At 49.1% G+C, this 25,944-nt stretch carries 23 protein-coding genes; 20 read left to right on the forward strand and 3 right to left on the reverse strand.

What is annotated here, in order from left to right; genetic code table 11:
* Positions 1 to 51 precede the first annotated feature (51 nt).
* The 3 genes from atpD to Q0577_RS00780 all read left to right on the forward strand — a co-directional run bounded on the left by atpD (position 52) and on the right by Q0577_RS00780 (position 3,069).
* Positions 52 to 1,554 (forward strand): F0F1 ATP synthase subunit beta, encoded by a 1,503-nt coding sequence (gene atpD / locus Q0577_RS00770; RefSeq protein ID WP_298731803.1) that lies wholly within the window; start codon positions 52 to 54, stop codon positions 1,552 to 1,554.
* A 111-nt stretch (positions 1,555 to 1,665) separates the two neighbouring features.
* The gene (atpC, locus tag Q0577_RS00775) at positions 1,666 to 1,917 is read left to right on the forward strand and encodes an ATP synthase F1 subunit epsilon (RefSeq protein ID WP_298731805.1); all 252 of its coding nucleotides are present in this window, start codon (positions 1,666 to 1,668) and stop codon (positions 1,915 to 1,917) included.
* An 894-nt stretch (positions 1,918 to 2,811) separates the two neighbouring features.
* Complete coding sequence (locus Q0577_RS00780) at positions 2,812 to 3,069, forward strand: helix-turn-helix transcriptional regulator (RefSeq protein ID WP_298731807.1); 258 nt, start codon at positions 2,812 to 2,814, stop codon at positions 3,067 to 3,069.
* Between the two features lie 273 nt (positions 3,070 to 3,342).
* Here Q0577_RS00780 and Q0577_RS00785 read toward each other — a convergent pair whose 3' ends face one another.
* Complete coding sequence (locus tag Q0577_RS00785) at positions 3,343 to 3,894, reverse strand: YqgE/AlgH family protein (RefSeq protein ID WP_298731809.1); 552 nt, start codon at positions 3,892 to 3,894, stop codon at positions 3,343 to 3,345.
* 454 nt (positions 3,895 to 4,348) lie between these two features.
* Between Q0577_RS00785 and Q0577_RS00790 the strand changes: the two genes are divergently transcribed.
* Positions 4,349 to 5,710, forward strand: a complete 1,362-nt coding sequence (locus Q0577_RS00790; RefSeq protein WP_298731811.1) for a HAMP domain-containing sensor histidine kinase — start codon at positions 4,349 to 4,351, stop codon at positions 5,708 to 5,710.
* Positions 5,711 to 5,731: 21 nt separating this feature from the next.
* Positions 5,732 to 6,544 (forward strand): HesA/MoeB/ThiF family protein, encoded by an 813-nt coding sequence (locus Q0577_RS00795; protein WP_298731813.1) that lies wholly within the window; start codon positions 5,732 to 5,734, stop codon positions 6,542 to 6,544.
* Between the two features lie 7 nt (positions 6,545 to 6,551).
* Here Q0577_RS00795 and Q0577_RS00800 read toward each other — a convergent pair whose 3' ends face one another.
* The gene (locus tag Q0577_RS00800) at positions 6,552 to 7,457 is read right to left on the reverse strand and encodes an LD-carboxypeptidase (protein ID WP_298731815.1); all 906 of its coding nucleotides are present in this window, start codon (positions 7,455 to 7,457) and stop codon (positions 6,552 to 6,554) included.
* A gap of 161 nt (positions 7,458 to 7,618) precedes the next feature.
* On the opposite strand from Q0577_RS00800, the gene metG reads away from it, so the two are divergent.
* The 8 genes from metG (at position 7,619) to lpxB (ending at position 16,765) form a co-directional block, all read left to right on the forward strand.
* Positions 7,619 to 9,712 carry a methionine--tRNA ligase gene (gene metG / locus Q0577_RS00805; RefSeq protein WP_298731818.1) on the forward strand — a complete coding sequence of 698 codons (2,094 nt, stop codon included), beginning with the start codon at positions 7,619 to 7,621 and terminating at the stop codon, positions 9,710 to 9,712.
* A gap of 132 nt (positions 9,713 to 9,844) precedes the next feature.
* Positions 9,845 to 10,150, forward strand: coding sequence for a four helix bundle protein (locus Q0577_RS00810; protein WP_298731820.1), 306 nt, complete (start codon positions 9,845 to 9,847; stop codon positions 10,148 to 10,150).
* Positions 10,151 to 10,162: 12 nt separating this feature from the next.
* A complete protein-coding gene (locus Q0577_RS00815; RefSeq protein WP_298731822.1) occupies positions 10,163 to 12,562 on the forward strand; it encodes a 3-hydroxyacyl-CoA dehydrogenase/enoyl-CoA hydratase family protein in 2,400 nt (799 codons plus the stop codon).
* Positions 12,563 to 12,657: 95 nt separating this feature from the next.
* Positions 12,658 to 13,545 carry an ATP-binding cassette domain-containing protein gene (locus Q0577_RS00820; protein WP_298731824.1) on the forward strand — a complete coding sequence of 296 codons (888 nt, stop codon included), beginning with the start codon at positions 12,658 to 12,660 and terminating at the stop codon, positions 13,543 to 13,545.
* A 5-nt stretch (positions 13,546 to 13,550) separates the two neighbouring features.
* A complete protein-coding gene (locus Q0577_RS00825; RefSeq protein ID WP_298731825.1) occupies positions 13,551 to 14,330 on the forward strand; it encodes an ABC transporter permease in 780 nt (259 codons plus the stop codon).
* Between the two features lie 55 nt (positions 14,331 to 14,385).
* Positions 14,386 to 15,159 carry a 5'/3'-nucleotidase SurE gene (gene surE, locus Q0577_RS00830; RefSeq protein ID WP_298731827.1) on the forward strand — a complete coding sequence of 258 codons (774 nt, stop codon included), beginning with the start codon at positions 14,386 to 14,388 and terminating at the stop codon, positions 15,157 to 15,159.
* A gap of 35 nt (positions 15,160 to 15,194) precedes the next feature.
* Entirely contained in the window at positions 15,195 to 15,512 is a 318-nt protein-coding gene (locus Q0577_RS00835; RefSeq protein WP_298731829.1) for a hypothetical protein, read from the forward strand.
* 149 nt (positions 15,513 to 15,661) lie between these two features.
* A complete protein-coding gene (lpxB, locus tag Q0577_RS00840) occupies positions 15,662 to 16,765 on the forward strand; it encodes a lipid-A-disaccharide synthase (protein ID WP_298731831.1) in 1,104 nt (367 codons plus the stop codon).
* Here lpxB and Q0577_RS00845 read toward each other — a convergent pair.
* The gene (locus Q0577_RS00845; protein WP_298731833.1) at positions 16,754 to 16,927 is read right to left on the reverse strand and encodes a DUF6728 family protein; all 174 of its coding nucleotides are present in this window, start codon (positions 16,925 to 16,927) and stop codon (positions 16,754 to 16,756) included. The genes lpxB and Q0577_RS00845 overlap by 12 nt on opposite strands.
* A gap of 83 nt (positions 16,928 to 17,010) precedes the next feature.
* Between Q0577_RS00845 and Q0577_RS00850 the strand changes: the two genes are divergently transcribed.
* From Q0577_RS00850 to Q0577_RS00880, 7 genes are all read left to right on the forward strand, one after another.
* On the forward strand, positions 17,011 to 18,444 hold the full coding sequence (locus Q0577_RS00850) for an alpha-L-fucosidase (protein ID WP_298731835.1): 1,434 nt from the start codon (positions 17,011 to 17,013) through the stop codon (positions 18,442 to 18,444).
* Between the two features lie 208 nt (positions 18,445 to 18,652).
* Positions 18,653 to 19,372, forward strand: a complete 720-nt coding sequence (locus Q0577_RS00855) for a response regulator transcription factor (protein ID WP_298731837.1) — start codon at positions 18,653 to 18,655, stop codon at positions 19,370 to 19,372.
* A gap of 45 nt (positions 19,373 to 19,417) precedes the next feature.
* Complete coding sequence (locus tag Q0577_RS00860; RefSeq protein WP_298731839.1) at positions 19,418 to 20,197, forward strand: 2'-5' RNA ligase family protein; 780 nt, start codon at positions 19,418 to 19,420, stop codon at positions 20,195 to 20,197.
* Between the two features lie 196 nt (positions 20,198 to 20,393).
* Entirely contained in the window at positions 20,394 to 22,637 is a 2,244-nt protein-coding gene (locus Q0577_RS00865; RefSeq protein WP_298731840.1) for a RelA/SpoT family protein, read from the forward strand.
* Positions 22,638 to 22,704: 67 nt separating this feature from the next.
* Positions 22,705 to 23,970 carry an adenylosuccinate synthase gene (locus Q0577_RS00870; RefSeq protein ID WP_298731842.1) on the forward strand — a complete coding sequence of 422 codons (1,266 nt, stop codon included), beginning with the start codon at positions 22,705 to 22,707 and terminating at the stop codon, positions 23,968 to 23,970.
* A gap of 93 nt (positions 23,971 to 24,063) precedes the next feature.
* The gene (locus Q0577_RS00875; protein WP_298731844.1) at positions 24,064 to 24,525 is read left to right on the forward strand and encodes a hypothetical protein; all 462 of its coding nucleotides are present in this window, start codon (positions 24,064 to 24,066) and stop codon (positions 24,523 to 24,525) included.
* A 111-nt stretch (positions 24,526 to 24,636) separates the two neighbouring features.
* Entirely contained in the window at positions 24,637 to 25,845 is a 1,209-nt protein-coding gene (locus tag Q0577_RS00880) for an anthranilate synthase component I family protein (RefSeq protein WP_298731846.1), read from the forward strand.
* Positions 25,846 to 25,944 lie beyond the last annotated feature (99 nt).

Here is a 25,944-nt window from a genome sequence, read left to right on the forward strand (position 1 = left end):
CGGCAAATTTTATAAACCGCTCATTTAAGTATTTATAAACCTCTTTAAAATATGCCTAACACAGGTAAGATCAAGCAAATTATCGGTCCCGTAGTGGACGTGCATTTTGAAGGCAAATTACCCGAGATCTACAACGCCCTGGAAATAACACGTGATAATGGACAGAAGGTAGTGCTGGAAGTGCAGCAACACCTTGGCGAAGACAGCGTTCGTTGCGTGGCAATGGACTCTACTGACGGTTTCGTTAGGGGCATGGCTGTAGAAGACAAAGGCACTCCTATCAAAATGCCAATTGGCGACCAGATAAAAGGACGCTTGTTCAACGTGGTAGGTGAGGCGATAGATGGCCTTGGCAACATCGAAACTACCAATGGTTACCCCATTCACCGTCAGCCGCCCAGGTTTGAAGACCTGGCCACTGATACAGAAGTACTGTACACCGGTATTAAAGTGATCGACCTGATCGAGCCTTATGCAAAAGGTGGTAAGATCGGTCTGTTTGGTGGTGCGGGTGTAGGTAAAACCGTATTGATCCAGGAGCTGATCAACAACATTGCTAAAGGTTACGAAGGTCTGTCCGTATTTGCGGGTGTAGGTGAGCGTACCCGCGAAGGGAATGACCTGATGCGTGAAATGATCGAAGCCGGTATCGTAAAATATGGCGAGAAGTTCCGCGAGTCCATGGAACATGGCGGATGGGAACTGGGCGCTGTAGATATGCAGGAGCTGAAAAAATCCCAGGCTACATTTATATTCGGCCAGATGAACGAGCCCCCCGGCGCCCGTGCCCGTGTGGCCCTCTCCGGTCTGACCATTGCAGAATATTTCCGTGATGGCGATGGCTCTGCCACAGGCGGCCGCGACATCCTCTTCTTCGTTGACAACATCTTCCGTTTTACCCAGGCAGGTTCTGAAGTATCCGCGCTGTTAGGCCGTATGCCTTCTGCGGTGGGTTATCAGCCTACACTGGCTACAGAAATGGGTCTGATGCAGGAACGTATCACCTCTACCAAGAACGGTTCTATCACCTCCGTACAGGCGGTGTATGTACCTGCGGATGACCTGACCGACCCTGCTCCGGCCACTACCTTTGCCCACCTGGATGCTACCACCGTACTGGACCGTAAGATCTCCGACCTTGGTATCTATCCTGCAGTAAGCCCGCTGGATTCTACTTCCCGTATCCTTACACCTGCCATCGTAGGTGAGGCGCACTACAACTGCGCACAGCGTGTGAAGATGATCCTGCAGCGTTATAAAGAGTTACAGGACATCATCGCGATCCTGGGTATGGATGAGCTGAGCGACGAAGACAAACTCACTGTAAGCCGCGCACGCCGCGTACAGCGTTTCCTGTCACAACCTTTCCACGTGGCAGAACAGTTCACCGGTCTGAAAGGCGTACTGGTGCCCATCGAAGAAACGATCCGTGGCTTTAACATGATCATGGATGGTGAAGTAGATGAGTATCCTGAAGCGGCATTCAACCTGGTAGGTACGATAGACGACGCGATCGAGAAAGGTAAGAAACTCCTGGAAGCAGCAAAGAATTAATAAATAGTTTGAAGTTTGAAGTTTGAGGTTTGAAGTGAAGGGCGGCTGCCTGTTCAACTTCAAACCTCAAACGAACCTCAAACTTCAAACCTCAAACTTCAAACTATACACATGTTATTAGAAGTATTAACACCTGAAAGGAAACTGTACTCCGGCGAAGTATACGGCGTACAGCTGCCTGGTATCGATGGCTCATTCGAAGTGCTGGATAAACACGCACCGCTGATCGCAGCCCTTGGTAAAGGCAAAATGAAGGTGCTGAAAGATAAAGTGCAGGCAGAGTTTTACCAGATAGAAGGAGGCTTTGTGGAAGTATTGCGAAATAAAGCCACTGTGCTGGTAGAAGGAGCTTCTGCTATTTAACTGGCTGCATACAAATAATTAGGCCGGGTATGAATACCCGGCCTTTTTTTTTGTCCTAACTATTCCAATCTAAGAAGACCCCGTTAAAGCGCAGTAAGATTACTGGCCGGGTTATTCTACGAGCAGGTTATTGCCGTTATGATAATAAGCAAAAGCTACTATCATGCAGCAGGCATATAACCCTATTCCTATGAAAATGAATATGTTTAAAGCGCTCCTGAAAGGTGGCCGCCTGCCAGGAGAGCAAAGGGAATTATAAATAAGTTCAGGGTTTGTTAATTTGTTTTTTGTTTTTCCAGTCCCCAAAAAAGAGCCTGTATTTATATCGTTCTCATAGGTTTAGCTTTCATAGCTATAACGCGCTCGTTGCATCTGCTCTTCACAAGTGTAAATAGGCTTACAATACACTCATTGGTTGATCCTACCGTATCTATTTTACATTAGCAAGATATTTAAATTGTTTTGAAAAACCTTGCTCCGTTTAGTCATTTTTGTTAGGAATAAGATATGAGACGACCTTAGTCGTTGGACTTCAAAGCATATGCATTAAAAATTTTTTTCAACATTTTTTATGAACATCGCGATGGTAAAAACTATAGATTTTCTTTCAGCAGCAATGCATATTAAACGAAAGAAACTGCAAATACATTCATTATAAATGTAATAGTATGGAAAGCTGCAATGCTTATGGCTGCTGGACTTGCAGGGTGTATTAACATCTTGTTAACATCTCATTAAGAATTCCGGGATGCGGAAAACACTAACTTACTGACCGTGAATTCCCGGGATTTTTTTTATAGCATATAAGCATATCCATGAAAAGCGATAGAATACACCTTTGGCTCATTTGCCTCAACCAGTAGATGAAAGTTGTTTGTTGTTAAATCAGTATGTATGCCCATGTCCACTATTCCCAAAATTGTCTCGCCTTACCATATACAGCGAGTAACCGAAACACTCAGGCTATTACGTCGTAAAATGGAATATTCACAGGAGTATATGGCCTTTATGCTGAATATCTCACAGAACGCCTACAGCCGCCTTGAAAACGGCAAAACACCCTTAACCCTTAACCGGTTATTTGAAATATGTACGCTGCTGAAAATAAGCCCCGGAGAGCTGCTGGAAGCTGACCCGGAAACGCTTGTCTGAGGCCGCAATAAAGAGCAAAGACCGGTGTGCCGGTCTTTGTCTGGTTGCATCATAGGATGGTTACAGGAATAATGTGCCGGGTATGGATATTTTGGGGGCACTGCAAAATCTTCAGGCTATATAAAGTTGATACTTATTTCATCCTTCTCCTAAATCCCTGGTGGATAAATTATTCCTGCAAGGTTTGGGATCGGGCTGGTATAATGAAAAAATGACATAGCGGCAGGCTATGTCATTTCTATTTTGTATAGATTACGTCAATAGGATTACTGCTCAGTTCAGTGAAGGGTCTATCGGGAAATTTGCCATAATGGCGAAGTTATTGCCCAGGTTTTTCAACGACTGCTGCCAGATGTTCTGCTCTTTTTCGTCGAATATTAATCCGGCGTCGCTTTCAGAAAGTATCCATGATTTTTCATTGAACTCATTCTCCAGCTGTCCGCTGCTCCAGCCGCTGTAACCAATAAAGAACTTGATCTTATTCATGTCCAGCCGGCCTTCATTGATCAGTTCCACCACGCTTTCAAAACGCCCGCCCCAGTAAATGCCTGAAATGATCTCAAAACCGCCTTCTATCAGTTCAGGTTGCTGATGCACAAAATGGATGGTATCCATCTGCACCGGGCCTCCGAAAAATACGGGAATGTTGTTTACCAGTACTTCGGGTACCAGTTCATCAAGGGATTGATCGAAGAGTTTATTGATAACAAAACCGAAACTTCCTTTCTCCTGGTGTTCGCAGAGCAGCACAACCGTACGCGCAAAATTCGGGTCTTTGAGAAAAGGATCAGCTATAAGTAATATTCCGGGAGCCAGGGAAACCATACGCCAACAATTTTGATCACGTATCCAAATTTAGCCAATTTTGATCGTGATTGCATAGCAGGCTGGTAAAAAGACAATAAAAAAAGGAGGCTAGACAGCCCCCTTACCATTTTATCAACCAAAATCTAAATCGCTTATGGAACGAAATCCACGTCGATGTATGTAGAAAGTTTAATTTGCTTTTTTATCGTCACTGGTAACCTATCAAAATTAGTACCAGTTTCTGAAGCAAAGGTAAGCAAACTCACAATAAAAAAATCAGCCCACCGCCGTTAAAATTACGTTAAAGTGATATTCTTTTGTTAAAATTAGACTGGTAAACGGTTTGAGGAGTCTAATTTTGTATCATTGTTGCTATAGCAATAATTGATTTCGACAGTTTTTAAAGCACGGAATATTATCTTAGAAGGTTATAAACAACAAAGGCGATTTATTTAAGATTTTTACAAAATACATGCTACCGCTAAAGAAAACATTCCCGATCATAGTAGTTCTCATCACGTTATCATTACTGGGTATCATAGCCATCCAGGTCAGCTGGATCCGTAACGCGGCCATCCTCCGGAAAGAGCAGCAGGAACAGCGTTTCGTCAGCGTAACGGATGCTGTGCGCAACGAAATGGTACGCCGCCAGGCGCCGCCCATCCGCTTCAAAATGGGGGGCACCACCATCACCAAAGGAGCCGATAACAGCTTTAACCTGGAGAAGTATGAGCTCAGTAATATCACCGTTGGCGTTAGCGACCGCTTTACCACGGAAGAAGTGCAGCACCTGATAGACAGTACTTTGCGGAAGCAGAAGCTTAATACCAAATTTGAATTCGGCATTATCGGCAGAAGCGCCTTCAGCAATGACAACATCATCAAGATGCAGTCGGGCAGCTTCGGACGATTATTCGATATGGCTGTCAAAGACACAATTAATTACTCCATACAAACCGTACCGCTTGTTACCAGCTTCGAGTTCATGAACGATCAGATGGAAGTATTACACATAGTGTTCCACAACAGCAGCTCATTAATGATGAGTTGGTTGAGCTGGGTTATTGCCGGTTGTGTGGTATTTACCATTATCATCGTTACGGCCTTTGCCCTGACCATACGTACTTTGCTGAACCAGAAGAAACTCTCGGAAATAAAATCGGATTTCATCAACAACATGACGCATGAGCTGAAAACACCGCTGGCCACTATCTCCCTGGCCATCGATGCCATCGGCAACAAGAAGGTGATGGAGAACCATGAGAAGATACAGTACTTTTCAGGCATCATCAAGGAAGAGAACAAGCGCATGAACAAACAGGTGGAAAGCATCCTGCAATCTGCCCTGCTGGAGAAAAACGAAATAGGATTGAACCTGCAGGTGATCGATGCCCACCAGGTGATCCAGCATTCTGTAGAAAATATCCAGTTACAGCTGGCTGCTAAAGACGGCAGGGTAGAACTGCGCCTGGATGCCATCAATCCCATCATCAAGGCAGACGATGTACATTTCTCCAACGTGGTCTTCAACCTGCTGGACAATGCGATCAAGTATTCCAAACAAAACCTGGAGATTGTGATCAGCACCTACAATACCCGCAAGCATCTTAATATCACCATTTCTGATAACGGCATCGGCATGAGCCGTGATACGATTTCCCGTATCTTTGAGAAGTTCTACCGCGCGCATACGGGCAACGTGCATAATGTAAAAGGTTTCGGCCTGGGCCTTAGCTATGTGAAGGCCATCGTGGAAGCGCACAAGGGCAGGATTAAAGTGGAAAGCGCCGTAGGTAAGGGCAGTAAATTCACACTTGAATTTCCACAGGAGTAGCAGGTATAAAACATATTTGGAATGGCATTAACGGATAAAGAATTACAGCATTTTAAATTTCCTATAGCCGTACCCGGTATGGGAGTGGCTATGCAGGAAAAACTGAAGCAGACAAGAATACTGGTAATAGGCGCAGGCGGTTTGGGCTGCCCGGTTATACAATACCTCAGCGCCAGCGGTATAGGCGTGATTGGCATAGCAGACTATGGCGTGATCACAGATGAAGATATGCATCGCCAGCCCATTTACCAGATGCAGGATCTGCGCAAGCATAAAGCCAAAATGGCATCCAGCCGTTTATGGGCCAGCAACCCTTTTACAAAACATTACCCGCTGTTAGTGCAGATAAAGCCCGACAATGCGGGGCAGCTGCTCAACGAAATGGACCTGGTAATAGACTGCTCGCAGCACGTGCCCACCCACCTGGTGGTGAACGATGCCTGTGTTGTATACAATAAACCTTTTGTAATAGGAGAGGTGCATAACTGGGTAGCCTGGTGGGCCGGCTTCAATATTCCCCTGGAGGATGGTGCGGTTTCCGCTTCCTACCGTTGCAGCCTTGCCCTCACCGATGAATACCGCAATTTCGACTCCGGCGCCATGGGGGTTACCCACGGTGCTACGGGCCTGCTGATGGTGAACGAGATCCTGAAATACCTGGCGGCAGTGCCAGACGGGCTGGTGAACAAGTGCTACAGTATGGATTATCTGCATAACAAATTCCAGGTGCATCCCCTGACGCCCGACCCGGCTGTTATAGCCGAAACAAAGGCAAATGGCATATTAACGGCGGAAATATACGGACTGGAGATCGTGCCCGACGTAGAGGATTAAGGGCCGCTTAATTAGCCAGCACAGCCCCTTTAGGCCCCACTTTCAGCTGGTGTTTTACCCCCAGCTGCAGGGCATAGTTCTCTGCCTGGTGGCCGGAAGGGAAATTATAGCACACGGGATAATCGTACGCTTTCACAATATTGGCAATGATGTCGAATTCGGCTTGCCCAAAAGGGGTTTCCGTTTCCTTGCCGTCTGTAAAGGCGCCTACTACCATTCCGGCCAGTTTGTCCAGCCAGCCGGCGCGCTTCAGGTTGTACATCATGCGATCCACATTATAGCGGTATTCGCCGATATCTTCCAGCAGCAGGATCTTACCTTTGGTATCTGGTTGAGACCGGGTGCCCGAGAGGTTGGCCAGTAAAGACAGGTTACCGCCTACCAGTACCCCGCTGGACTGACCCCACCTGTTCAGCGCATGCGCTTCCGCGCCATACTTGTAGGATTTGCCCCGCAGCAGCTGCCGCAGGCTTTCCACATATTCATTTTCTGCGGTTTCCGGGCGGATGCCGCTGCACATCATGGAATGGATGGTGGGAATACCGTAACGGGCCTGTATATGTGTATGAAGGGTAGTAATATCGCTATAGCCGCAGATCCATTTGGGGTGTTTGCGGAAACGGCGGAAGTCAAGCTGATCCAGCAGGCACACCATGCCGTAGCCGCCGCGGCCAAATATAATGGCTTTGATGGCGGGATCGTCCAGCATATCCTGCAGTTCTTCCAGCCGCAGTTCATCGGGAGCGGAAAAATTATGGAAGCTGGTGCCCACGGTGATGCCCAGGTGTACAGCGTATCCCCAGGAACTGATCACACCGGCCGCATATTCTGCCGCCGCCAGTTCCATCTTGCTGCTGCTGCAGGTAATACCGATCAGGTCACCTTTTTTGAGATATGGCGGAATTTTTATCATTCTAGTACGCTTTATTTACCTTTGCGGATTAGTTCACCGTTTATTTGTTCCGGTCTTGCTGTAATATTGGGAAATAAGCCGGCAAACTCCAGGGCCAAAATAAATCAATAAACGAACTAAACTAGCAAAAGCCCAAACATTTAAGTATTCTTTAAACAGATATGGCAAATTTTAATAGATATTTAATAACGGCTGCCTTACCCTATGCCAACGGGCCTGTGCACATCGGGCACCTGGCCGGCTGTTATTTACCATCGGATATTTACGTACGCTACCTGCGTGCAAAGAAAGCGGATGTGAAATTCATCGGCGGTACGGATGAACATGGCGTTCCCATTACCATCAAGGCCATGCAGGAGAACGTATCCCCACAGGATATCGTAGACAAATACTACAAGATCATCAGCGAGAGCTTTGAAGCGATGGGAATATCTTTCGATATATTTTCCCGCACATCCAGGCAGATACATCATGAAACGGCTGCGGAGTTCTTCCTGAAGATGTACAACGACGGCCGTTTTGAAGTGAAGGAATCTGAACAATACTTCGATGAAGTGAAGCAGGTATTCCTGGCAGACCGTTACATTATTGGTACCTGTCCCAATTGCGGCAATGAAAAAGCCTACGGCGATCAGTGTGAACGCTGCGGCACTTCGCTCAGTCCGGAAGAGCTGATCAACCCGCGTTCTGCGCTGAGCGACGCTGTTCCCGTAAAACGCAAAACCAAACACTGGTACATGCCCTTACAGGAATACGAGCCCTGGCTGAAAGAGTGGTTGCTGGAAGGTCACAAGGAGTGGAAGAACAATGTATACGGACAATGCAAAAGCTGGATCGATAACGGCCTGCAAAGCCGCGCCATGACGCGCGACAGCAACTGGGGCATCAAAGTGCCCCTGCCCGATGCAGAAGGCAAGGTGCTGTATGTATGGTTCGATGCGCCCATCGGCTACATCTCCGCCACCAAGGAGCTGACGCCCAACTGGGCCGATTACTGGTGTAAGGAAGATACAAAGCTGGTGCATTTCATCGGGAAAGATAATATCGTATTCCATTGTATCATCTTTCCGGCAATGCTGAAATCGCACGGCGGATTTGTTTTACCGGAAAATGTACCTGCCAACGAGTTCCTCAACATTGAAGGAGAGAAAGTATCTACTTCCCGTAACTGGGCGGTATGGGTGCATGAATACGTGAAGGACTTCCCCGATCAGCAGGATGTGCTGCGTTATGTGCTATGTGCCACTGCGCCTGAAACAAAGGATAACGACTTTACCTGGAAAGATTTCCAGGATCGCAATAACAACGAACTGGTAGCTATTTTCGGCAATTTCATCAACCGTACCATGGTGCTCATGCACAAGCTGTGCAAGGGCAAGGTGCCGCCTTTCCACATCGATGTCAGGGATGATAAGGATGATGCCGTAGCCGCTATGCTGCAGACGGCAAAACAGAAGATCGAGGATGCCCTGGAGAACTTCCGCTTCCGCGATGCGCTGCAGGAAATGATGAATGTGGCTCGTGAAGGTAACCGTTACCTTCAGGAGAAACAGCCCTGGATACTGGCTAAAACACCGGAACTGCAGCAACAGAACCAGGCCCTGATCGATAACTGTCTGCACCTGTGTTTACAGATCACCGCCAACCTGGCTATTTTCTGTAATCCCTTCCTTCCTTTCACTGCAAAGAAGATCTCCCACATGCTGAAAGTGGTAGACCGTATGCTGGAATGGGAAAATGCCGGTAGTCTTAAACTACTGAGCGTGGGCTATTCACTGCGTCCGCCGGAGCTGCTGTTCAAGAAAATAGAAGATGAACAGGTAAAGGCACAGATAGAAAAACTGCATGCCGGTTTGAAACAATCTGCTGCAGCGGCAGCACCTGCGGTTCCTGCCGCACCTGCTGCCGCCAGGCCGGAAGCTGCACCCAAAGCGGAGATCCAGTATGATGATTTTGCGAAGCTGGACCTGCGCGTAGGGACTATCCTGCATGCAGAGAAAGTAGAAAAGGCAGACAAGCTGCTGAAATTAACAGTGGATATCGGTACGGAAAAACGTACAGTCGTTTCCGGTATTGCAATGCATTTTAAACCGGAAGAGATTGTTGGAAAGCAGGTAACGCTGGTAGCAAACCTGGCGCCTCGTAAAATGCGTGGTATTGAAAGCCAGGGTATGATCCTGATGGCGGAAGATAACGGGAAACTGGTGTTTGTGAATCCGAACGAGCAGGTGAGCCCGGGTAGCGGGGTGAGCTGAATTTTCAAGCTGCTGGCTTCCGGCTATTAGCTTTTAGCTATAGAAAAAGCCAATGCGACATTGTCGTGTTGGCTTTTTTGTTACCTTCATTAAAAGCCCCATAGTAATGAGAAATTTTAAGAACCTGAAGGTTTGGCAAAAATCAATGCATCTGGTCTCACTACCCAACTAAGAAAAGCCAGCGTATCAATTGACGGTAATAGTGCTGAAGGATGCGCAACGTCAACGGCCGCTCATTTTAAAAAATTACTGGAAAATGCGGTTGGGTCTGCATTTGCAATAGAAACGCAGTTATTGATAGCAGCGGGGGGTTATGTTGATCTGAAAGAAAACATAGAAAAAATCCTTCCTGTGATAAACGAAGTACAAAAAATGCTAAATTCATTAATCGAAAAACTGAAACAAGATTCGCATAAATGGCTAAGCGCCAACGGCTAAATGCTAAAAGCTATGAAGAGACACATCAATAAAGTTACCGTCCTTGGATCCGGAGTGATGGGCTCCCGTATTGCATGCCACTTCGCAGGTATAGGTGTACAGGTGTTATTGTTGGATATTGCCCCTAAGGAATTGAATGATGCGGAAAAAGCAAAGAACTTACCGTTAGACAGTCCCGCCGTTAAAAACCGCATCGTTAACGATGCCTTACAGGCAGCTATCAAATCCAACCCCTCACCGGTATTCACCAAAGATGTGGTAAAACGTATCCGTACGGGCAACTTTACCGATGATATGTCCCGCATAGCAGACAGCGACTGGATCATTGAAGTAGTGGTAGAGAACCTGGATGTTAAACGGTCCGTATTTGACCAGGTGGAAAAGTATCGCAAACCCGGTACCTTCATTACCTCCAATACGTCCGGTATCCCCATCCACCTGATGACGGAAGGGCGCAGCGATGACTTTAAAAAGTATTTCTGTGGCACCCACTTCTTCAACCCGCCCCGCTACCTGCGCCTGCTGGAGATCATTCCTACACCACACACCGATCCTGAAGTAGTGAACTTCCTCATGCACTACGGCGATCTCTTCCTGGGCAAAACCACCGTGCTGTGTAAAGACACACCTGCCTTTATTGCCAACCGCATAGGCGTGTTCTCTATCATGGCCATCTTCCATATCATGCAGGAAATGGGCCTGGGTATCGACGAGATCGACGCGCTCACCGGTCCTGCCATTGGCCGTCCTAAATCTGCCACCTTCCGTACGGCAGATGTGGTGGGTATAGACACGCTTGTAAAAGTGGCCAAAGGTGTGGCAGACAACTGCCCCAACGACGAAGCCCGCAAGATATTCGAAATTCCCCCCTTCCTGCAGAAGGTAGTAGAGAACAAGTGGCTGGGTGATAAAACAGGCCAGGGTTTCTACAAAAAGACCAAAGGCGAAAGCGGTAAGGAAATATTAACGCTGAACCTCCAGACCATGGAGTACGGCCCCAAACAGAAAGCGAAGTTCGCCAGCATTGAAGCCGGCAAACAGGTGGAAGACCTGAAACAGCGTATCCGCATGCTGGCTGCCGCCAATGATAAAGCCGGACAGTTCTACCAGCTGTTCCATGCTCACCTGTTTTCGTATATCTCTCACCGTATACCTGAAATTGCAGATGATATCTATAAGGTAGATGATGCCATGAAAGCGGGCTTTGGCTGGGAAATAGGGGCCTTTGAAACCTGGGACCTCCTGGGCGTGGAAGCCTCCGTGAAAGCCATGGAAGAAAAAGGCTTTGCTCCCGCAGCCTGGGTGAAAGACATGCTGGGCAAAGGCGTCAAAAGCTTTTATAAAGTAGATAACGGAAAGAAATACTATTACGACCTTGCCTCAGGCGACTATAAACTGTTGCCCGGCGCAGATACGTTCATCATCCTGGAGAACCGCAGCAATAACGTGATCTGGAAGAACAGCGCCTGCAACCTGTATGATATTGGCGATGGGGTTGTATGCCTGGACTGGAAAACCAAGATGAACACTATCGGCGGCGAAGTGCTGGACGGGGTGAATAAGGCAATAGACCGCGCAGAGAAGGATTTCCGCGGCCTGGTAATCGGTAACGATGGCGCCAACTTTTCCGCCGGCGCCAATGTAGGCATGATCTTCATGTTCGCCGCAGAACAGGAATACGATGAGCTGGATATGGCAGTACGCATGTTCCAGAAAACCACTATGCGTCTCCGTTATTCCTCCGTACCGGTGGTAGTAGCGCCACACGCACTTACGCTGGGCGGCGGCTGCGAGATGTGCCTGCATGCAGATAAAGTACAGGCTGCGGCAGAAACCTATATCGGCCTGGTGGAAATGGGCGTAGGCCTGATACCCGGCGGCGGCGGCACCAAGGAGATGGCCCTCCGCGCCAGCGATGAGTTTAAGGAAGGCCGCATTGAAGAAGAACCGCTCAAAGACCGTTTCATGACCATCGCCATGGCTAAAGTGGCCACCTCCGCGCATGAAGGGTTTGACTTCGGTATCCTTCGCCCCGGCACGGATGAGATCACCATGAACCAGCAACGCCTGATCGCCGACGCCAAACGCAGCGTGATCGATCTGGCGGATGACGGCTACACCCGCCCCCTGGAAAGAAAAGATGTGAAAGTACTCGGCCGCACCGCCCTGGGTACCCTGCTCACCGGCATCAACGCCATGCTGGTGGGTAAGTATATCTCTGAGCACGATGCCAAAATCGCCCGTAAACTGGCTTATGTCATGTGTGGCGGTGATCTCAGTGAAGCTACCCTGGTAAGCGAACAATACTTGCTTGACCTTGAACGCGAAGCCTTCCTCAGTCTTGCCACCGAACGCAAAACCCTGGAGCGCCTGCAAAGCGTCATTAAAACAGGTAAGCCCATACGCAATTAGATGTTTGAGCGTTTGAGGGTTGAAACGTTCGTAAACATTTCAAACCCTCAACGCTCAAACTTTCAAACTATCAAACCACTAATTCTTAATTCCCCTTGTCCATCTTATCTCTCCACTCCATTTCCAAGCGTTACGGCGCCATCCAGGCCCTGTCAGGTGTGAGCTTCGAGGTGCCCCGCGGCGCCGTGTTCGGTATTCTTGGTCCCAATGGCAGCGGTAAAACCACCCTGCTGGGGATTGTGACCGATGTGCTGAAGGCCGACGAGGGTACTTACCGCCTCTTTGATGAAGCCCCCACTGCTGCACAGCGGCGGCAGATAGGCACCTTGCTGGAAACCCCCAACTTCTACCACTACCTGAGCGCATATCGCAACCTGCAGGTGGCCGCTTCCATCAAACAGCGTCCAGAACAGGATATCAGCCGTGTACTGGAGATCGCCGGACTGACAGCGCGCCAGCATTCCCGTTTCAAGACCTACTCCCTGGGTATGAAACAACGCCTGGCGATCGCCTCCGCCCTGTTGGGCGATCCGGAGGTGCTGATACTCGATGAGCCCACCAATGGCCTGGATCCCGCAGGCATTGCAGAAGTAAGACAGCTGATCCTTGAGCTGGCCCGTAGCGGTAAGACCATTATACTGGCCAGCCACCTGCTGGACGAAGTGGAAAAAGTATGCAGCCACGTAGCCATCCTGCAAAAGGGCAAGCTGTTATTATCCGGGTCTGTTGCCGAAGTACTGGTGCGCGAAGATTATGTAGAACTATCCTGCAGCAACAATGCTGCGCTGGAAAAGCTCATCGCCGGCCATCCCGCATTTGCTCATATCCTGCAACGCCATGAGCACCTGCAGGTGGTATTCAGTCAGCCGGTTGATCTGGCTGCATTGAACGCCTGGTGCGCAGACCAGGGCATATGGCTCAGCCATTTACACATCCGGAAGCAGAGCCTGGAGAAGGCCTTCCTGCAAATCACCAATAACTGATACCTATGCTGCAGATCATCCGTACAGAATGGCTTAAAGTAAGATCCTACCGCACATTTTGGGTATTGCTGCTACTAGCGGTGCTGAGTATCCCGGCGGCCAACTTCATCGTGGCAGAGATCACTGAAACGATCCGGGAGCAGGCGCAGAACAAGATCCCCGTCAATTTATATGACTTCCCGATCATCTGGCAAAGCGTAAGCTGGATCAACAGCTTTATGACGGCCGTTTTCGGTTTTCCTTTGCTGATCCTGGTCACCAATGAATTCACGTATAAAACGCATCGCCAGAATATTATTGATGGCTGGGAACGGCGTGACTTTGTACTGGCCAAACTATACTGGTGGCTGGCCTTCGGCGTGCTGGCCCTGCTAACCACGATGCTGACGGGTACCCTCCTGGGTTTAGCCTATGCTTTGCACCCGTTCAGCTTTGAAGACAGCCGTTTCCTGTTCTACTATTTCCTGCAGGTGGAAGTGTCTATGGGTATTGCCCTGCTGATAGCGGTGCTGGTGCGCAGGGCGGGATTGGCCATCGTGCTGTACCTGGCTTATATTATGCTGGTGGACCAGCTGCTGGTGCTGATCGTCAAACGCAAGGTGGGAGAGATAGGAGGCCTGCTACCCATGCAGGCTGCCGATGAGCTGATACCCTTCCCTATCATAGATAAATTCATCCCGGATACCAACCGCTATGATGATTCCGTTTATCTGATAATGCTGCTGGTTTATATCGCACTAATGATCTTCCTGGTGTTCCGCAGAATGCTGAAAACGGATTATTAATATAAAATGTATGCAATACATACTAAATTTGTAACAAGTAAAAAATCGGATGGTCATGGCTGATGAAAGGATTATACTGGTTACCAATGACGACGGCATCACCGCCCCGGGCATACGCGCCCTGATAGAGGCCGTGAGCCCGCTGGGCAAGATAGTAGTGATGGCGCCCGATAGTCCGCAATCAGGCAAGGGGCACGCCATCACCATCGGGGTGCCTTTACGGCTTGACGAGGTGGATATTTTTGAGGGGATAGAGGCCTGGCAATGCTCCGGTACACCGGTAGATTGTGTTAAGCTGGCCCGTGACAAGATCCTGCACCGTAAACCGGATATCTGCGTAAGCGGTATCAACCACGGCGCCAACCATTCTATCAACATCATTTACTCCGGCACCATGTCTGCAGCCATGGAAGCGGCCATAGAAGGCATTCCCTCTATTGGCTTTTCCTACCTGGACTACGGCTTTGGCGCCGATTTCAGCCTGCCTAAGCAGGTTGCAGCCCAGGTTACCGGTAAAGTGCTGGAAGGGGGCCTGCCCGCCGGTACTTTGTTCAATGTGAACATTCCCGTGATCAGCAACGGCCAGGAATTCAAAGGCATCAAGATCTGCCGTCAGGCCCATGCCAAATGGGTGGAAGAATTTGACGAGCGCAGGGATCCGCGCGGCAGAAAGTATTACTGGCTGACAGGCGAATTTAAGAATATGGACCAGGGAGAAGATACAGACGTATGGGCCCTGGAAAATAATTACGCATCACTGGTACCCGTTCAGTTTGACCTTACGCACTATAAGCTTATGGATCAGCTGGAAGCTAGCTGGAAATTTTAAACGATGCGCATATCTGCAAATCCGCACATTCGCATATGAATTACGTTATGTTCAAGAAAGACAACCTACCCCTGGGCATTATGCTGGGGCTGTTGACACCTGTAATTGGCTTCTTTTTGTGTTACCTGCTGATGTTTTTACCTAAGCTGCATATAGGCCTGGGAGAATTCTTCAGGCTCCTGGCATCCAACCGTCAGATGATCCCCAAGATCATCAGTATATGCCTGCTGGCCAACGGGCTGGTGTTTTACCTGTACACCCGCCAGCGCAAAGACATTACCGCCAAAGGCATTTTCCTGGTCACCATGCTGTACGCCATCACTATTCTGTTACTGAAACTCATTCACGGTTAGTATACTGCCAACGAAACACTGAACGCAGTCTGCGAAGGCAGAAGACCTTTCCCGTTTAGCGTTCCGCATCCGGCATTCCGCCTTTTTCTTACTTTTGCCAGCTGACGGCTCAACGCTAACAGCCAACAGCCAAAAGCTAACAGCTCATTATGAAATATTACTTAATCGCCGGCGAAGCCTCCGGCGACCTGCATGGCAGTAACCTGATCAGACAATTGAAGCAGCTGGATACAGAAGCAACCATCCGTTGCTGGGGAGGAGATCTGATGCAGCAGGCCGGTGGCCAGGTGGTGAAGCACTACCGCGATCTGGCTTTTATGGGATTTCTGGAAGTGGTGATGAACCTGCGCACCATTCTGCGCAATATGGATTTCTGTAAACAGGATATAGCGGCGTTCAAACCCGATGTGCTGGTGCTGATAGATTATCCCGGTTTCAACCTGCGTATTGCAGAATGGGCTAAGAAGCAGGGATACCGCGTAGTATACTATATCTCTCCCCAGGTATGGGCCTGGAAAGAAAGCCGCGTAAAAAAGATCAGGGAATGTGTGGACAGGATGCTGTGCATTCTTCCTTTTGAACAGGACTTCTACCACAAATGGCAATATGAAGTGGAATATGTGGGGCACCCCCTGGTGGAAGTGATCCGCGCTGCGAAAGAGCGGCCCGCTGATCCGCCATTTGCAGATAAACCGGTGATTGCCGTGCTGCCGGGAAGCCGCCGGCAGGAGGTCAGCGTAAAGCTGCCTATCATGCTTACCATGGCAAAGCACTTCCCGGATCACCAGTTCGTAGTGGCGCAGGCCCCCAGCCTGGATGATCATTTTATGCAGGAACTCATCGGCCGTCATCCCAATGTATCTACCGTAAAAGGCCAGACCTACGCCTTGCTGCGCCAGGCCACTGCTGCGCTGGTAACCTCCGGTACCGCCACCCTGGAAACCGCCCTCTTTGGCGTTCCCGAAGTGGTATGCTACAAAGGCAGTCCCGTTTCTTACTTCTTCGCAAAACGCCTCATCAAGGTAAAATACATTGCACTGGTAAACCTGGTAATGGATAAGCCGGTGGTGAAAGAGCTGATACAGCACGATCTCACAGAAGCACAACTGCTGAAAGAGCTTACACTGCTGCTCAATGACAGCGCTACCCGCGAGAGGATGAAAGCAGATTATGCAGAATTATGGAACAGGCTGGGAGAGAGGGACGCATCCCGCCTGGCAGCAGAGATCATCTATAACGAATCAGTGCTTTAACTTCAACAGCCTGATCAGCATGATGATCAGCGCAATGATGAACAGGAGGATGGAGATCCTGTTCATGCCATGCATCATAGCCACATAGCGGGTTTTAGGCGCATCCGGGTCTTTCTTCCGGATATACAGGTATCGCAAGATTTGCTGCCAGATACTTTTCATCCTGCAAAGATAGCAAGCGGTGTGAATTTCCTGGATAAAACGTATTTTGTCAGGGTATTTCCTATACTCAAATAATTTATACCATGCGTAAAATCTGGATCTTACTGTGCGCTTTGCTGGCGCTGCAGGCAGCTAAAGCTCAGGAGAATGAAGAACAGCCCTATATTCCCGAAACGGACCAGGCGGTGTTGCAAAAGCTGGATGACTGGCAGGACTGGAAATTTGGTATGATCATACATTGGGGGCCCTATTCACAATGGGGCGTAGTGGAATCCTGGAGTATCTGTCCGGAAGATGAAGGCTGGACACAGCGCAAACCTTACGGCATACCTTATTACGAGTACCTGCAGAAATACGAAGCCCTTGGCAATACCTTCAACCCCCTTAAGTTCGATCCTTCCAAATGGGCAAAGGCCGCCAAAGGCGCCGGTATGAAATACGTGGTGTTCACCACCAAGCACCATGATGGTTTCTGTATGTTTGATACAAAGCAGACCAACTACCGGGTAACAGGTCCCAACTGCGCTTTCAGCAAAGATCCCCGCGCCAATATAGCCAAAGAGGTGTTCAATGCTTTCCGCCAGGAAGGTATCCATGCCGGGGCCTATTTCTCAAAACCAGACTGGCATTCGGAAAACTACTGGTGGTCTTATTTCCCGCCTAAAGACCGTAACGTGAACTATGATGTGCAGAAATATGCTGATCGCTGGGAGAAGTTTAAAAAGTTTACTTATGACCAGATAGAAGAACTGATGACCGGCTACGGTAAGATAGAGATCCTATGGCTGGATGGAGGATGGGTGCGTCCCCGTAAAACACAGACAAAGGAATCCCTTTCCGGGAGCAAAACACCGCCGCAGGACCAGGATATTGATATGGCAGGTATAACCGCCATGGCGCGGAAACACCAGCCGGGCCTGATCGTGGTAGACCGCAGCGTGCATGGCCCCTTTGAGAACTATCGCACGCCCGAACAGCAGATCCCCGATAAACCGCTCAGCTATCCGTGGGAAACCTGTATGACCATGGGAAGCTCCTGGTCTTATGTGCCGGATGACAAGTATAAATCCGTTACACGGATCGTGCATAATCTGGTAGACATTGTGGCGAAAGGGGGCAATTATCTGTTGAATGTAGGGCCAGGTCCTGACGGAGAATTACACGAAGCAGCCTATACTACCATGCAGGGTATTGGCAGCTGGATGCAGGTAAATGGCGATGCCATCTATGGTACACGTGCGGTGGCACCATATAAAGATGGGAAGGTATGCTTTACCCGCAAAAAAGATGGCAGCATATATGCTATATACCTGCTGGATGAGGGTGAAAAACTGCCTGCCAGGATCTCCTTCAGCGGGATCACTCCTGCCAGGGGCGCCCGCGTTACCCTCCTGGGTGCAAAAGAAAAACTGAGCTGGAAAAAAACAGGCAACCAGGTAGAGATCAGTCTTCCTGCCAGCCTGCAGCAAAAAAACTGGCAACATGCGGTGGCCATAAAGATAGACCGGGTATCATAGTAATACAGCCATTCCCGAAAGTTAATTAGATCTTAAGCACGGCTAAAAAATTACGCTCAATAACGAATTATTAACTCGAAGAATACGATAATTTAGCAATATTGCAGGGGTTACTATTCCTGTAATGACGACCTGTTTGTTGTTTACTATCAGCCAAAAAAGAAGAACCAAGCAACTAAAGCTTTAACCATATCCCATTGTTTTCAAGATGATTCGTAAAACACAAATATTACTGGTTGACGATGATTATCATTTTGGGGGAATTGTAAAAAAACACCTGGAAACAGCGGGCTTTGACGTAGTGCAATGTTTTGACGGGGACATCGCGTGGAAGAAATTCCTGAAAGCCGATTTTGACATTATCCTGCTGGATGTGGTAATGCCTAAGCGGGACGGCTTTACCCTTGCACAGGACATTCGTAAGAAGAACGGGCTGATACCTATCCTGTTCATCACTTCGAGGAAGCTGGATGAAGATCGCCTGGAAGGCTTCCGCGTAGGCGGGGACGACTACATCACCAAACCATTCAGTATGCAGGAGCTGATTGCCAGGATAAATGTATTCCTGAAAAGAACATTACCCCGTGCTCATAATGAGAAACGGGAATTCACCCTGGGAAAGCTTACTTTTAATGTAGAATACCTGAACGTAAAGGATGAAAGCGGAACGGTTATCGGAGAAATTACCCCAAGAGAAGTTGAGCTCATCCGGTATTTCAAGAACAATGCTAACCAGATACTGAAGCGGGAAGAGATCCTGCTCAATGTCTGGGGAAAGGACGGGTTTTTCAGCGGCAGGAGCATGGACGTTTTTATAACCCGCATGCGTAAGCATTTCAGAGCAGACCCCCAAATACAGCTTGAAACCTTGCACAATGTTGGATTCCGGTTAAACATCCCCGTTGATGGACAGAACAATGAACATTAAATCACCTCAATTATAAGTGTTAAACCCACTGATAATAACTTTGTCATGAACATTGATAGACGAGATCAGCCCGGTCGCCTGAAAACGGGCAATAACCGCCCATCCGGGTATGGCGGCGGTTACGGTAGCCAGGACAATCGGAACAGGGAAGGCTACAACCGGAACAATGAAGGCAACTTCCGGCGCGGCGGCAGACCTAACCAGGGAAACAGGCCTAACCCCCAGCCCCGAAAAAAATTCAAAAAGCCCCAGCCGCCTAAAAGGGAGAACAAGATCTATTTTATCGCATTACTGCCCACCGCGGAAGCCGGTAAAGAGATCATCCGCCTTAAACAGGAATTCGCCGAAAAATACGGCGCCCGCCACGCGGTAAAAGTGCTGCCGCATATTACCCTGCAGGTACCCTTTACGGCAGACCCCCTCCTGGAAAAAACCATCACCGGCGAGCTGACGGAATTTGCAGCCACCCTGTCACCCTTCGAAGTAAGCCTGAACGGTTTTGGCGCCTATCCGCATAAGGAACAGAAAGTGCTGTATATCAACGTGGAAAAAGACCCCGCCATCATGGATACCCATCGCAGGCTCATGAGCTTCCTGCGTAAAGAGTTCGGGTTCAGCAATATGTTGGCCCGGGATAATTTCAACCCCCACATCACCGTGGCGTTCAGAGATCTTACCTCTGAACAGTTCGAGGCTGCCTGGCCCGAATACCAGCACCGCGACTTCCGGCTCTCCTTTAAGGTCAACAACCTTTACTTCCTCCGCCATAACGGCGTTTCGTGGGAGGTTCTACATAAATGCCGCCTGGGACCGCAGCACGTTTGAAGTTGGAGGTTTGAAGTTTGTTGAAAGTTGAATGTTAAGGGCAAGGGCTTTACCTGGTACAGGTTACCCGTGAGGCGAGCCGGCAATTTTTGAACCTTTAACGTTTAACGAACCTCAGACTTCAAACCTCAAACCCTGAAACCCCCAAACTTTCAGACCCCTAACGTCTGCCATTTATTTCGTATTTTTAGGGTCGATGGAAACAGTGGCAGTTCAAAAATATAATCTCGACGAAGAACAGGAGAAAAAGGAGATCGTCCGGCATTACCGCGCATTATTAAGGGCCCTCAAACCCCGCCTTAAAAAAGGCGATCGCGAGTTAGTACGTACCGCCTTCGAAATGGCAGCCGATGCGCATAAGGAAATGCGCCGTAAATCGGGGGAACCCTATATCCTGCATCCCCTGGCCGTTGCACAGATCTGTGTGGAAGAAATAGGCCTCGGGGTACGCTCCGCTATTTGCGCCCTTTTGCATGATACCGTAGAAGATACAGAAGTAACCCTGGAAGACGTGGAACGGGAATTTGGCGCTGAGATCGCCCACATCGTGGACGGCCTCACCAAAATCTCCACCGTGATAGATTCCAGCACCAGCACCGCCCAGGCGGAAAATTTCAAGAAAATACTGCTTACCCTGGCAGACGATCCCCGCGTGATCCTGATCAAGCTGGCAGACCGCCTGCATAATATGCGCACGCTGGATAGCATGAGCAGGGAAAAACAGCTGAAAATAGCCTCTGAAACGGTATTTATCTATGCCCCCCTGGCTCACCGCCTCGGCTTGTATAATATCAAGTCCGAGATGGAAGACCTGGCCATGAAGTATACCGAGCAGGATACCTACCGCGATATTGCCCGGAAACTGAAGGAGACCAAACGCGAACGTACCCGCTATATCAACGAGTTCATCAAACCCATCAAGGAGGTACTGCAGGAGGAAGGCTTTGATTTCGAGATCTACGGCCGTCCCAAATCCATACACTCCATCTACAATAAGATCAAGACCAAGGGCGTCACCTTTGAGGAAGTGTACGACCTTTTCGCCATCCGCATCATCATGAACTCCGCGCTGGAAAAGGAGAAGGCCGACTGCTGGAAAGTGTATTCCATCATCACCGACTTCTACCATCCCAGCCCGGAGCGTACCCGCGACTGGCTCAGCAATCCTAAGTCTAACGGCTATGAAGCCCTGCACGTCACCGTAATGGGCCCCCAGGGTAAATGGGTGGAAGTGCAGATCCGCTCCAAACGCATGAACGACTATGCGGAAAAAGGCCTGGCCGCCCACTGGCGTTATAAGGAAGGCAACCAGGTGTCCAGCCAGGAATCCAAATTTGACCTCTGGTTCAGCCAGATCAGGGAGATCCTGAACAACCCGGATTCCAATACCCTCGACTTCCTGGCCGATTTCAAAAGCAACCTCTTTACCGAGGAGATCTATGTATATACCCCTAAAGGCGATCTGAAGATACTGCCGGTAGGCTCTACCGCGCTGGATTTTGCCTATTCTATCCACAGCGCCATCGGTAACAAGTGTATCGGCGCCAAGGTGAACTACAAGCTGGTGCCCCTCAGCCATAAGCTGCGCAGCGGCGACCAGGTGGAGATCATCACCTCCAATAAGCAGAAACCTTCTGAAGACTGGCTCAACTTTGTACTTACCGCCAAAGCTAAGTCCAAGATCAAAGACGCGCTCAAGGAAGAAAAGCGGAAGATCGCCATGGACGGTAAAGCCGCCCTGGAGCGCAAGCTGGACAGCCTGAAAATAACCGCCAGCCAGCATAATATCAATGAGCTGGTGCAGTTCTATAAACAACCCTCGCCGCTGGACCTCTACTACCAGATCGCTATTAAGAATATCGACCTGAAAGAGCTTAAGCAGTTCAACGTGCTGGGCGATAAGCTGGAAGCCCCCAAACCGGTGAAGCAGCCGGATCATACGCCCGACGACCCGCTGAAGCATCACCAGATGCCCGCTAAAAAAGATGCGGAACTGATCATCTTCGGCGAAAGCTCTGATAAGATCGCCTATAAGCTGGCCAATTGCTGCCGCCCCATACCCGGCGACGACGTATTCGGCTTTGTTACCGCCAGCGAAGGCCTCAAGATACACCGTACCAACTGTCCCAACGCCGCCCAGCTCCTGGCCAATTACGGCCACCGCGTGGTAAAGACCAAATGGGTCAAGAACCGCGAAATATCCTTCCTTACAGGCCTGCGCATTGTGGGAATGGATGATGTAGGCGTCATTCACAAGATCACCAATATCATTTCAGGTGAGCTCAAGATCAATATCGCCGCCCTTACCATCGAATCCCGGGAAGGGCTGTTCGAAGGCCTGATCAAGGTGTTTGTACACGACAAGGAGGAACTGGATGAGCTGGTGGAACGCCTGTACAGACTGGATGGCATAAAATCCGTACACAGGCTGGAAGAATAAGTAAAAAGTAGAAAGTAAAAATACTTTTTACTTAATTTTGCCCTTCTTTTCTAAACTTACACAAATTATGGTAGATGTTTTGTTAGGCCTGCAATGGGGTGATGAAGGCAAGGGTAAGATCGTGGATTACTTTGCAGGTAAATATGACGTGATAGCCCGCTTCCAGGGGGGGCCTAACGCAGGGCACACTTTATACATTGATGACAAGAAGGTAGTATTGCATACCATTCCTTCCGGTGTGTTCCACAAAAACACCATTAACCTCATCGGCAATGGCGTAGTACTGGACCCCGTTACCTTCCGCCGGGAATGCGGGGAAGTAGCGGCCTTCGGGATAGACCTGAAGCAGAACCTGTTCATCGCCGAAAGGACCCACATCATCGTTCCTACCCACCGTGCGCTGGATAAGGCCTCAGAAGCGGCTAAAGGCCACGAGAAGATAGGCTCTACACTGAAAGGCATCGGTCCCGCTTATATGGATAAAACCGGCCGTAATGGCCTGCGTGTGGGCGATGTGCTTCTGCCCGATTTCAGGGAAAGGTATGAGAAACTGAAAGCAAAACATCAGCACCTGCTGGATGGATATCATTTCAATGAAGATATTTCTGCATGGGAAGAAGAGTTCTTCTCTGCCGTGGAGTTCCTGAAAACCATGAATATTGTTAACGGAGAATACTTCCTGAACGAAAAGCTGCAGGCAGGAAAACAGGTACTGGCCGAAGGTGCGCAGGGTAGTATGCTGGATGTGGACTTCGGTACCTATCCCTTCGTTACTTCTTCAAGTACTATTTCTGCGGGAGTTTGCACCGGTCTGGGCATCGCTCCCAAATGGATCCGTGAAGTGATCGGCGTTACCAAAGCCTATTGTACCCGTGTAGGCAGCGGTCCCTTCCCCACAGAGCTGCATGACGCCACCGGCGAAAAGCTGCGAGAAATAGGCCGTGAATTCGGCGCCACCACGGGCCGTCCCCGCCGCTGCGGATGGATAGACCTGGTAGCACTGGATTATACCTGCATGCTCAGCGGCGTTACCCAGCTGGTAATGACCAAAAGCGATGTGCTGGACGCCTTTGACGAAGTGTATGCCTGTACTGCCTATGAGGTGAATGGCACACAAACCCGCCAGATGCCTTTTCAGCTGAATGGACTGACAGTAAAGCCTATATGGGAGAAACATAAAGGATGGAGTGATGAAGCGGCAGCCAACAGTAAGCAATACAACGAGTTACCTGCCGAAATGAAAGCATTTGTAACTGCAGTGGAAGGATATTTGAAAGTGCCCGTGAAATTCGTTTCCAACGGGCCTGGCAGAGATCAGGTACTGGAAAAATGAATTCAAAAAATTACTAAAAAAAAGAGAGAAAAAAAATTTGGCGAATAAAAAAAACTGTTAAAACTTTACGCTAAAGAAATAAGTGAACCTATTATGAAATCGAAATCTGATAAAGAAAAAGAGACCAAAAAAACTACTTCTGCCAAATCAACCAAAGGCGCCTCCCCCAAAGCTGCAAGCAAGCCTAAAAAAGAAGTAGATGACGAGGATGAGGAAGATGATGAGGAGGAAACTCCCCGTAAATCTGGTGTTTCTAAAAAATCAGATGCGGCACCCTCAAGAGGCAAACGTAAAGTCGACGATGACGATGATGACGACGATATCGATGATGATAGCGATATAGACGATGATGATGATGCATGGGAGAAAGGAGACCAGGATGAAAACTATGATCCTGACTTCGAAGAGTTCGACATGCCCAAGCCTAAAGCAAGGCGTGGCCGTCCCGGTAAGAAATCTGCTGACGATGACGATGATCTGGGCTTTGACGATGAGTTCAAAGACATGGATCTGTTCAACGACAGGGGCTTCGATGATGACGATGATGATTTCTAAGCTTTAAAACAAAGCATTATCAGGATATTTCACGATTTCCCAGTAGCAAATCATAAGATTTTTAAACAGCAAATGTTGAATTGGTCTAACCGGTTCAACATTTGCTGTTTTTTGGACAATAACGGGTATCCCTCACCCTATAACCGTTATGAGGCACTGCTGGGTGCAGACGCCATCGAATATCTCTCACTGCCCGCCGGCTCCGCATTCACATCTTTACAGCAGTTCCATGACAGCCGGCAGGACTGGCTCTTCGGACACCTGGCCTATGATCTTAATGGTGAAACTGCAGGCATGGCCCCATCTGTACATCCCGATGGTATTGGTTTTCCCGACCTGTATTTCTTTCGCCCGCGCATTGTTATGCTGCTGCAGCCGCATTCCGTCCAGATAGGCGGGGAGGAGTTGAACCGGGAACAGGCGCAGGAGATCTATGAGGCCTGTCTGCAAATGCCCGGACAGGTAGAGCAGGCTGCCGCTGCAGTATCCGCCCCTGCGCTGCAGGCCCGCATTTCCCGGGAGGATTATCTCAGCGCCGTAAAAGCCCTGCAGGATCACATACATCGCGGTGATTGCTATGAAGTGAATTTCTGCCGCGAAAATTACATTACAGATATTCGCGTACATCCCTTAACGTTATTCGATAAACTGAACCGCGTTTCACCATCTCCCTTTGCTGCCTACTACCGCGTGGGTGAGCGGTACCTGCTTTGTTCCAGTCCCGAACGCTTTCTGCAGCAGCAGGGCAGTACCCTCATTTCACAACCTATAAAGGGCACAACACGCCGCCTTGCTGATAACGATGCAGATGCGCTGGCGCGCAGCCGTCTTTACAACAGCCCCAAGGAACGTGCAGAGAATGTAATGGTAGTAGACCTGGTGCGCAATGACCTGGCACACGCCGCCAGCTCAGGTAGTGTAACCGTAGAAGAACTGTTCGGCATCTATTCATTCACACAGGTGCACCACATGATCTCTACCGTTAAAGCCATCCGTGAACAAGGCGTACCTTTCACAGCGGCCATGCGGCATGCGTTTCCCATGGGCTCTATGACCGGCGCGCCCAAATTCCGCGTAATGCAGCTCATTGAACAATATGAGCAAACCCGCCGCGGACTTTTCTCCGGCGCCCTTGGTTACATCACCCCTGAGGGAGATTTTGACCTCAATGTGGTGATCAGAAGTATACTGTACAATGCATCCCGCAATTACCTTTCTTTCTCCACCGGCTCCGCCATCACCTTCTACAGCGATCCCCTGAAAGAATGGGAAGAATGCCTCCTGAAAGCCGAGGCCATGATGCTGGTGATGAACCACTAGAAATCCCGGGGTAAATTCCAAAAGCCCAATTCCAGGAGATAAAAATCCAAATAACAAATTCCAAATTCCAAAATGATCTTCTCGAAGATCTGCGCGTTT

Origin of the sequence: uncultured Chitinophaga sp. (assembly GCF_937898475.1) — a bacterium.
In the GTDB taxonomy this organism is placed as follows: domain Bacteria; phylum Bacteroidota; class Bacteroidia; order Chitinophagales; family Chitinophagaceae; genus Chitinophaga.

Coding starts and splice junctions, on each gene's coding strand:
- atpD (WP_298731803.1), top strand. CDS start 52: ATGCCTAACACAGGTAAGATCAAGCAAATTATCGGTCCCGTAGTGGAC.
- atpC (WP_298731805.1), top strand. CDS start 1,666: ATGTTATTAGAAGTATTAACACCTGAAAGGAAACTGTACTCCGGCGAA.
- Q0577_RS00780 (WP_298731807.1), top strand. CDS start 2,812: ATGCCCATGTCCACTATTCCCAAAATTGTCTCGCCTTACCATATACAG.
- Q0577_RS00785 (WP_298731809.1), bottom strand. CDS start 3,894: ATGGTTTCCCTGGCTCCCGGAATATTACTTATAGCTGATCCTTTTCTC.
- Q0577_RS00790 (WP_298731811.1), top strand. CDS start 4,349: ATGCTACCGCTAAAGAAAACATTCCCGATCATAGTAGTTCTCATCACG.
- Q0577_RS00795 (WP_298731813.1), top strand. CDS start 5,732: ATGGCATTAACGGATAAAGAATTACAGCATTTTAAATTTCCTATAGCC.
- Q0577_RS00800 (WP_298731815.1), bottom strand. CDS start 7,457: ATGATAAAAATTCCGCCATATCTCAAAAAAGGTGACCTGATCGGTATT.
- metG (WP_298731818.1), top strand. CDS start 7,619: ATGGCAAATTTTAATAGATATTTAATAACGGCTGCCTTACCCTATGCC.
- Q0577_RS00815 (WP_298731822.1), top strand. CDS start 10,163: ATGAAGAGACACATCAATAAAGTTACCGTCCTTGGATCCGGAGTGATG.
- Q0577_RS00825 (WP_298731825.1), top strand. CDS start 13,551: ATGCTGCAGATCATCCGTACAGAATGGCTTAAAGTAAGATCCTACCGC.
- surE (WP_298731827.1), top strand. CDS start 14,386: ATGGCTGATGAAAGGATTATACTGGTTACCAATGACGACGGCATCACC.
- Q0577_RS00835 (WP_298731829.1), top strand. CDS start 15,195: ATGAATTACGTTATGTTCAAGAAAGACAACCTACCCCTGGGCATTATG.
- lpxB (WP_298731831.1), top strand. CDS start 15,662: ATGAAATATTACTTAATCGCCGGCGAAGCCTCCGGCGACCTGCATGGC.
- Q0577_RS00845 (WP_298731833.1), bottom strand. CDS start 16,927: ATGAAAAGTATCTGGCAGCAAATCTTGCGATACCTGTATATCCGGAAG.
- Q0577_RS00850 (WP_298731835.1), top strand. CDS start 17,011: ATGCGTAAAATCTGGATCTTACTGTGCGCTTTGCTGGCGCTGCAGGCA.
- Q0577_RS00855 (WP_298731837.1), top strand. CDS start 18,653: ATGATTCGTAAAACACAAATATTACTGGTTGACGATGATTATCATTTT.
- Q0577_RS00860 (WP_298731839.1), top strand. CDS start 19,418: ATGAACATTGATAGACGAGATCAGCCCGGTCGCCTGAAAACGGGCAAT.
- Q0577_RS00865 (WP_298731840.1), top strand. CDS start 20,394: ATGGAAACAGTGGCAGTTCAAAAATATAATCTCGACGAAGAACAGGAG.
- Q0577_RS00870 (WP_298731842.1), top strand. CDS start 22,705: ATGGTAGATGTTTTGTTAGGCCTGCAATGGGGTGATGAAGGCAAGGGT.
- Q0577_RS00875 (WP_298731844.1), top strand. CDS start 24,064: ATGAAATCGAAATCTGATAAAGAAAAAGAGACCAAAAAAACTACTTCT.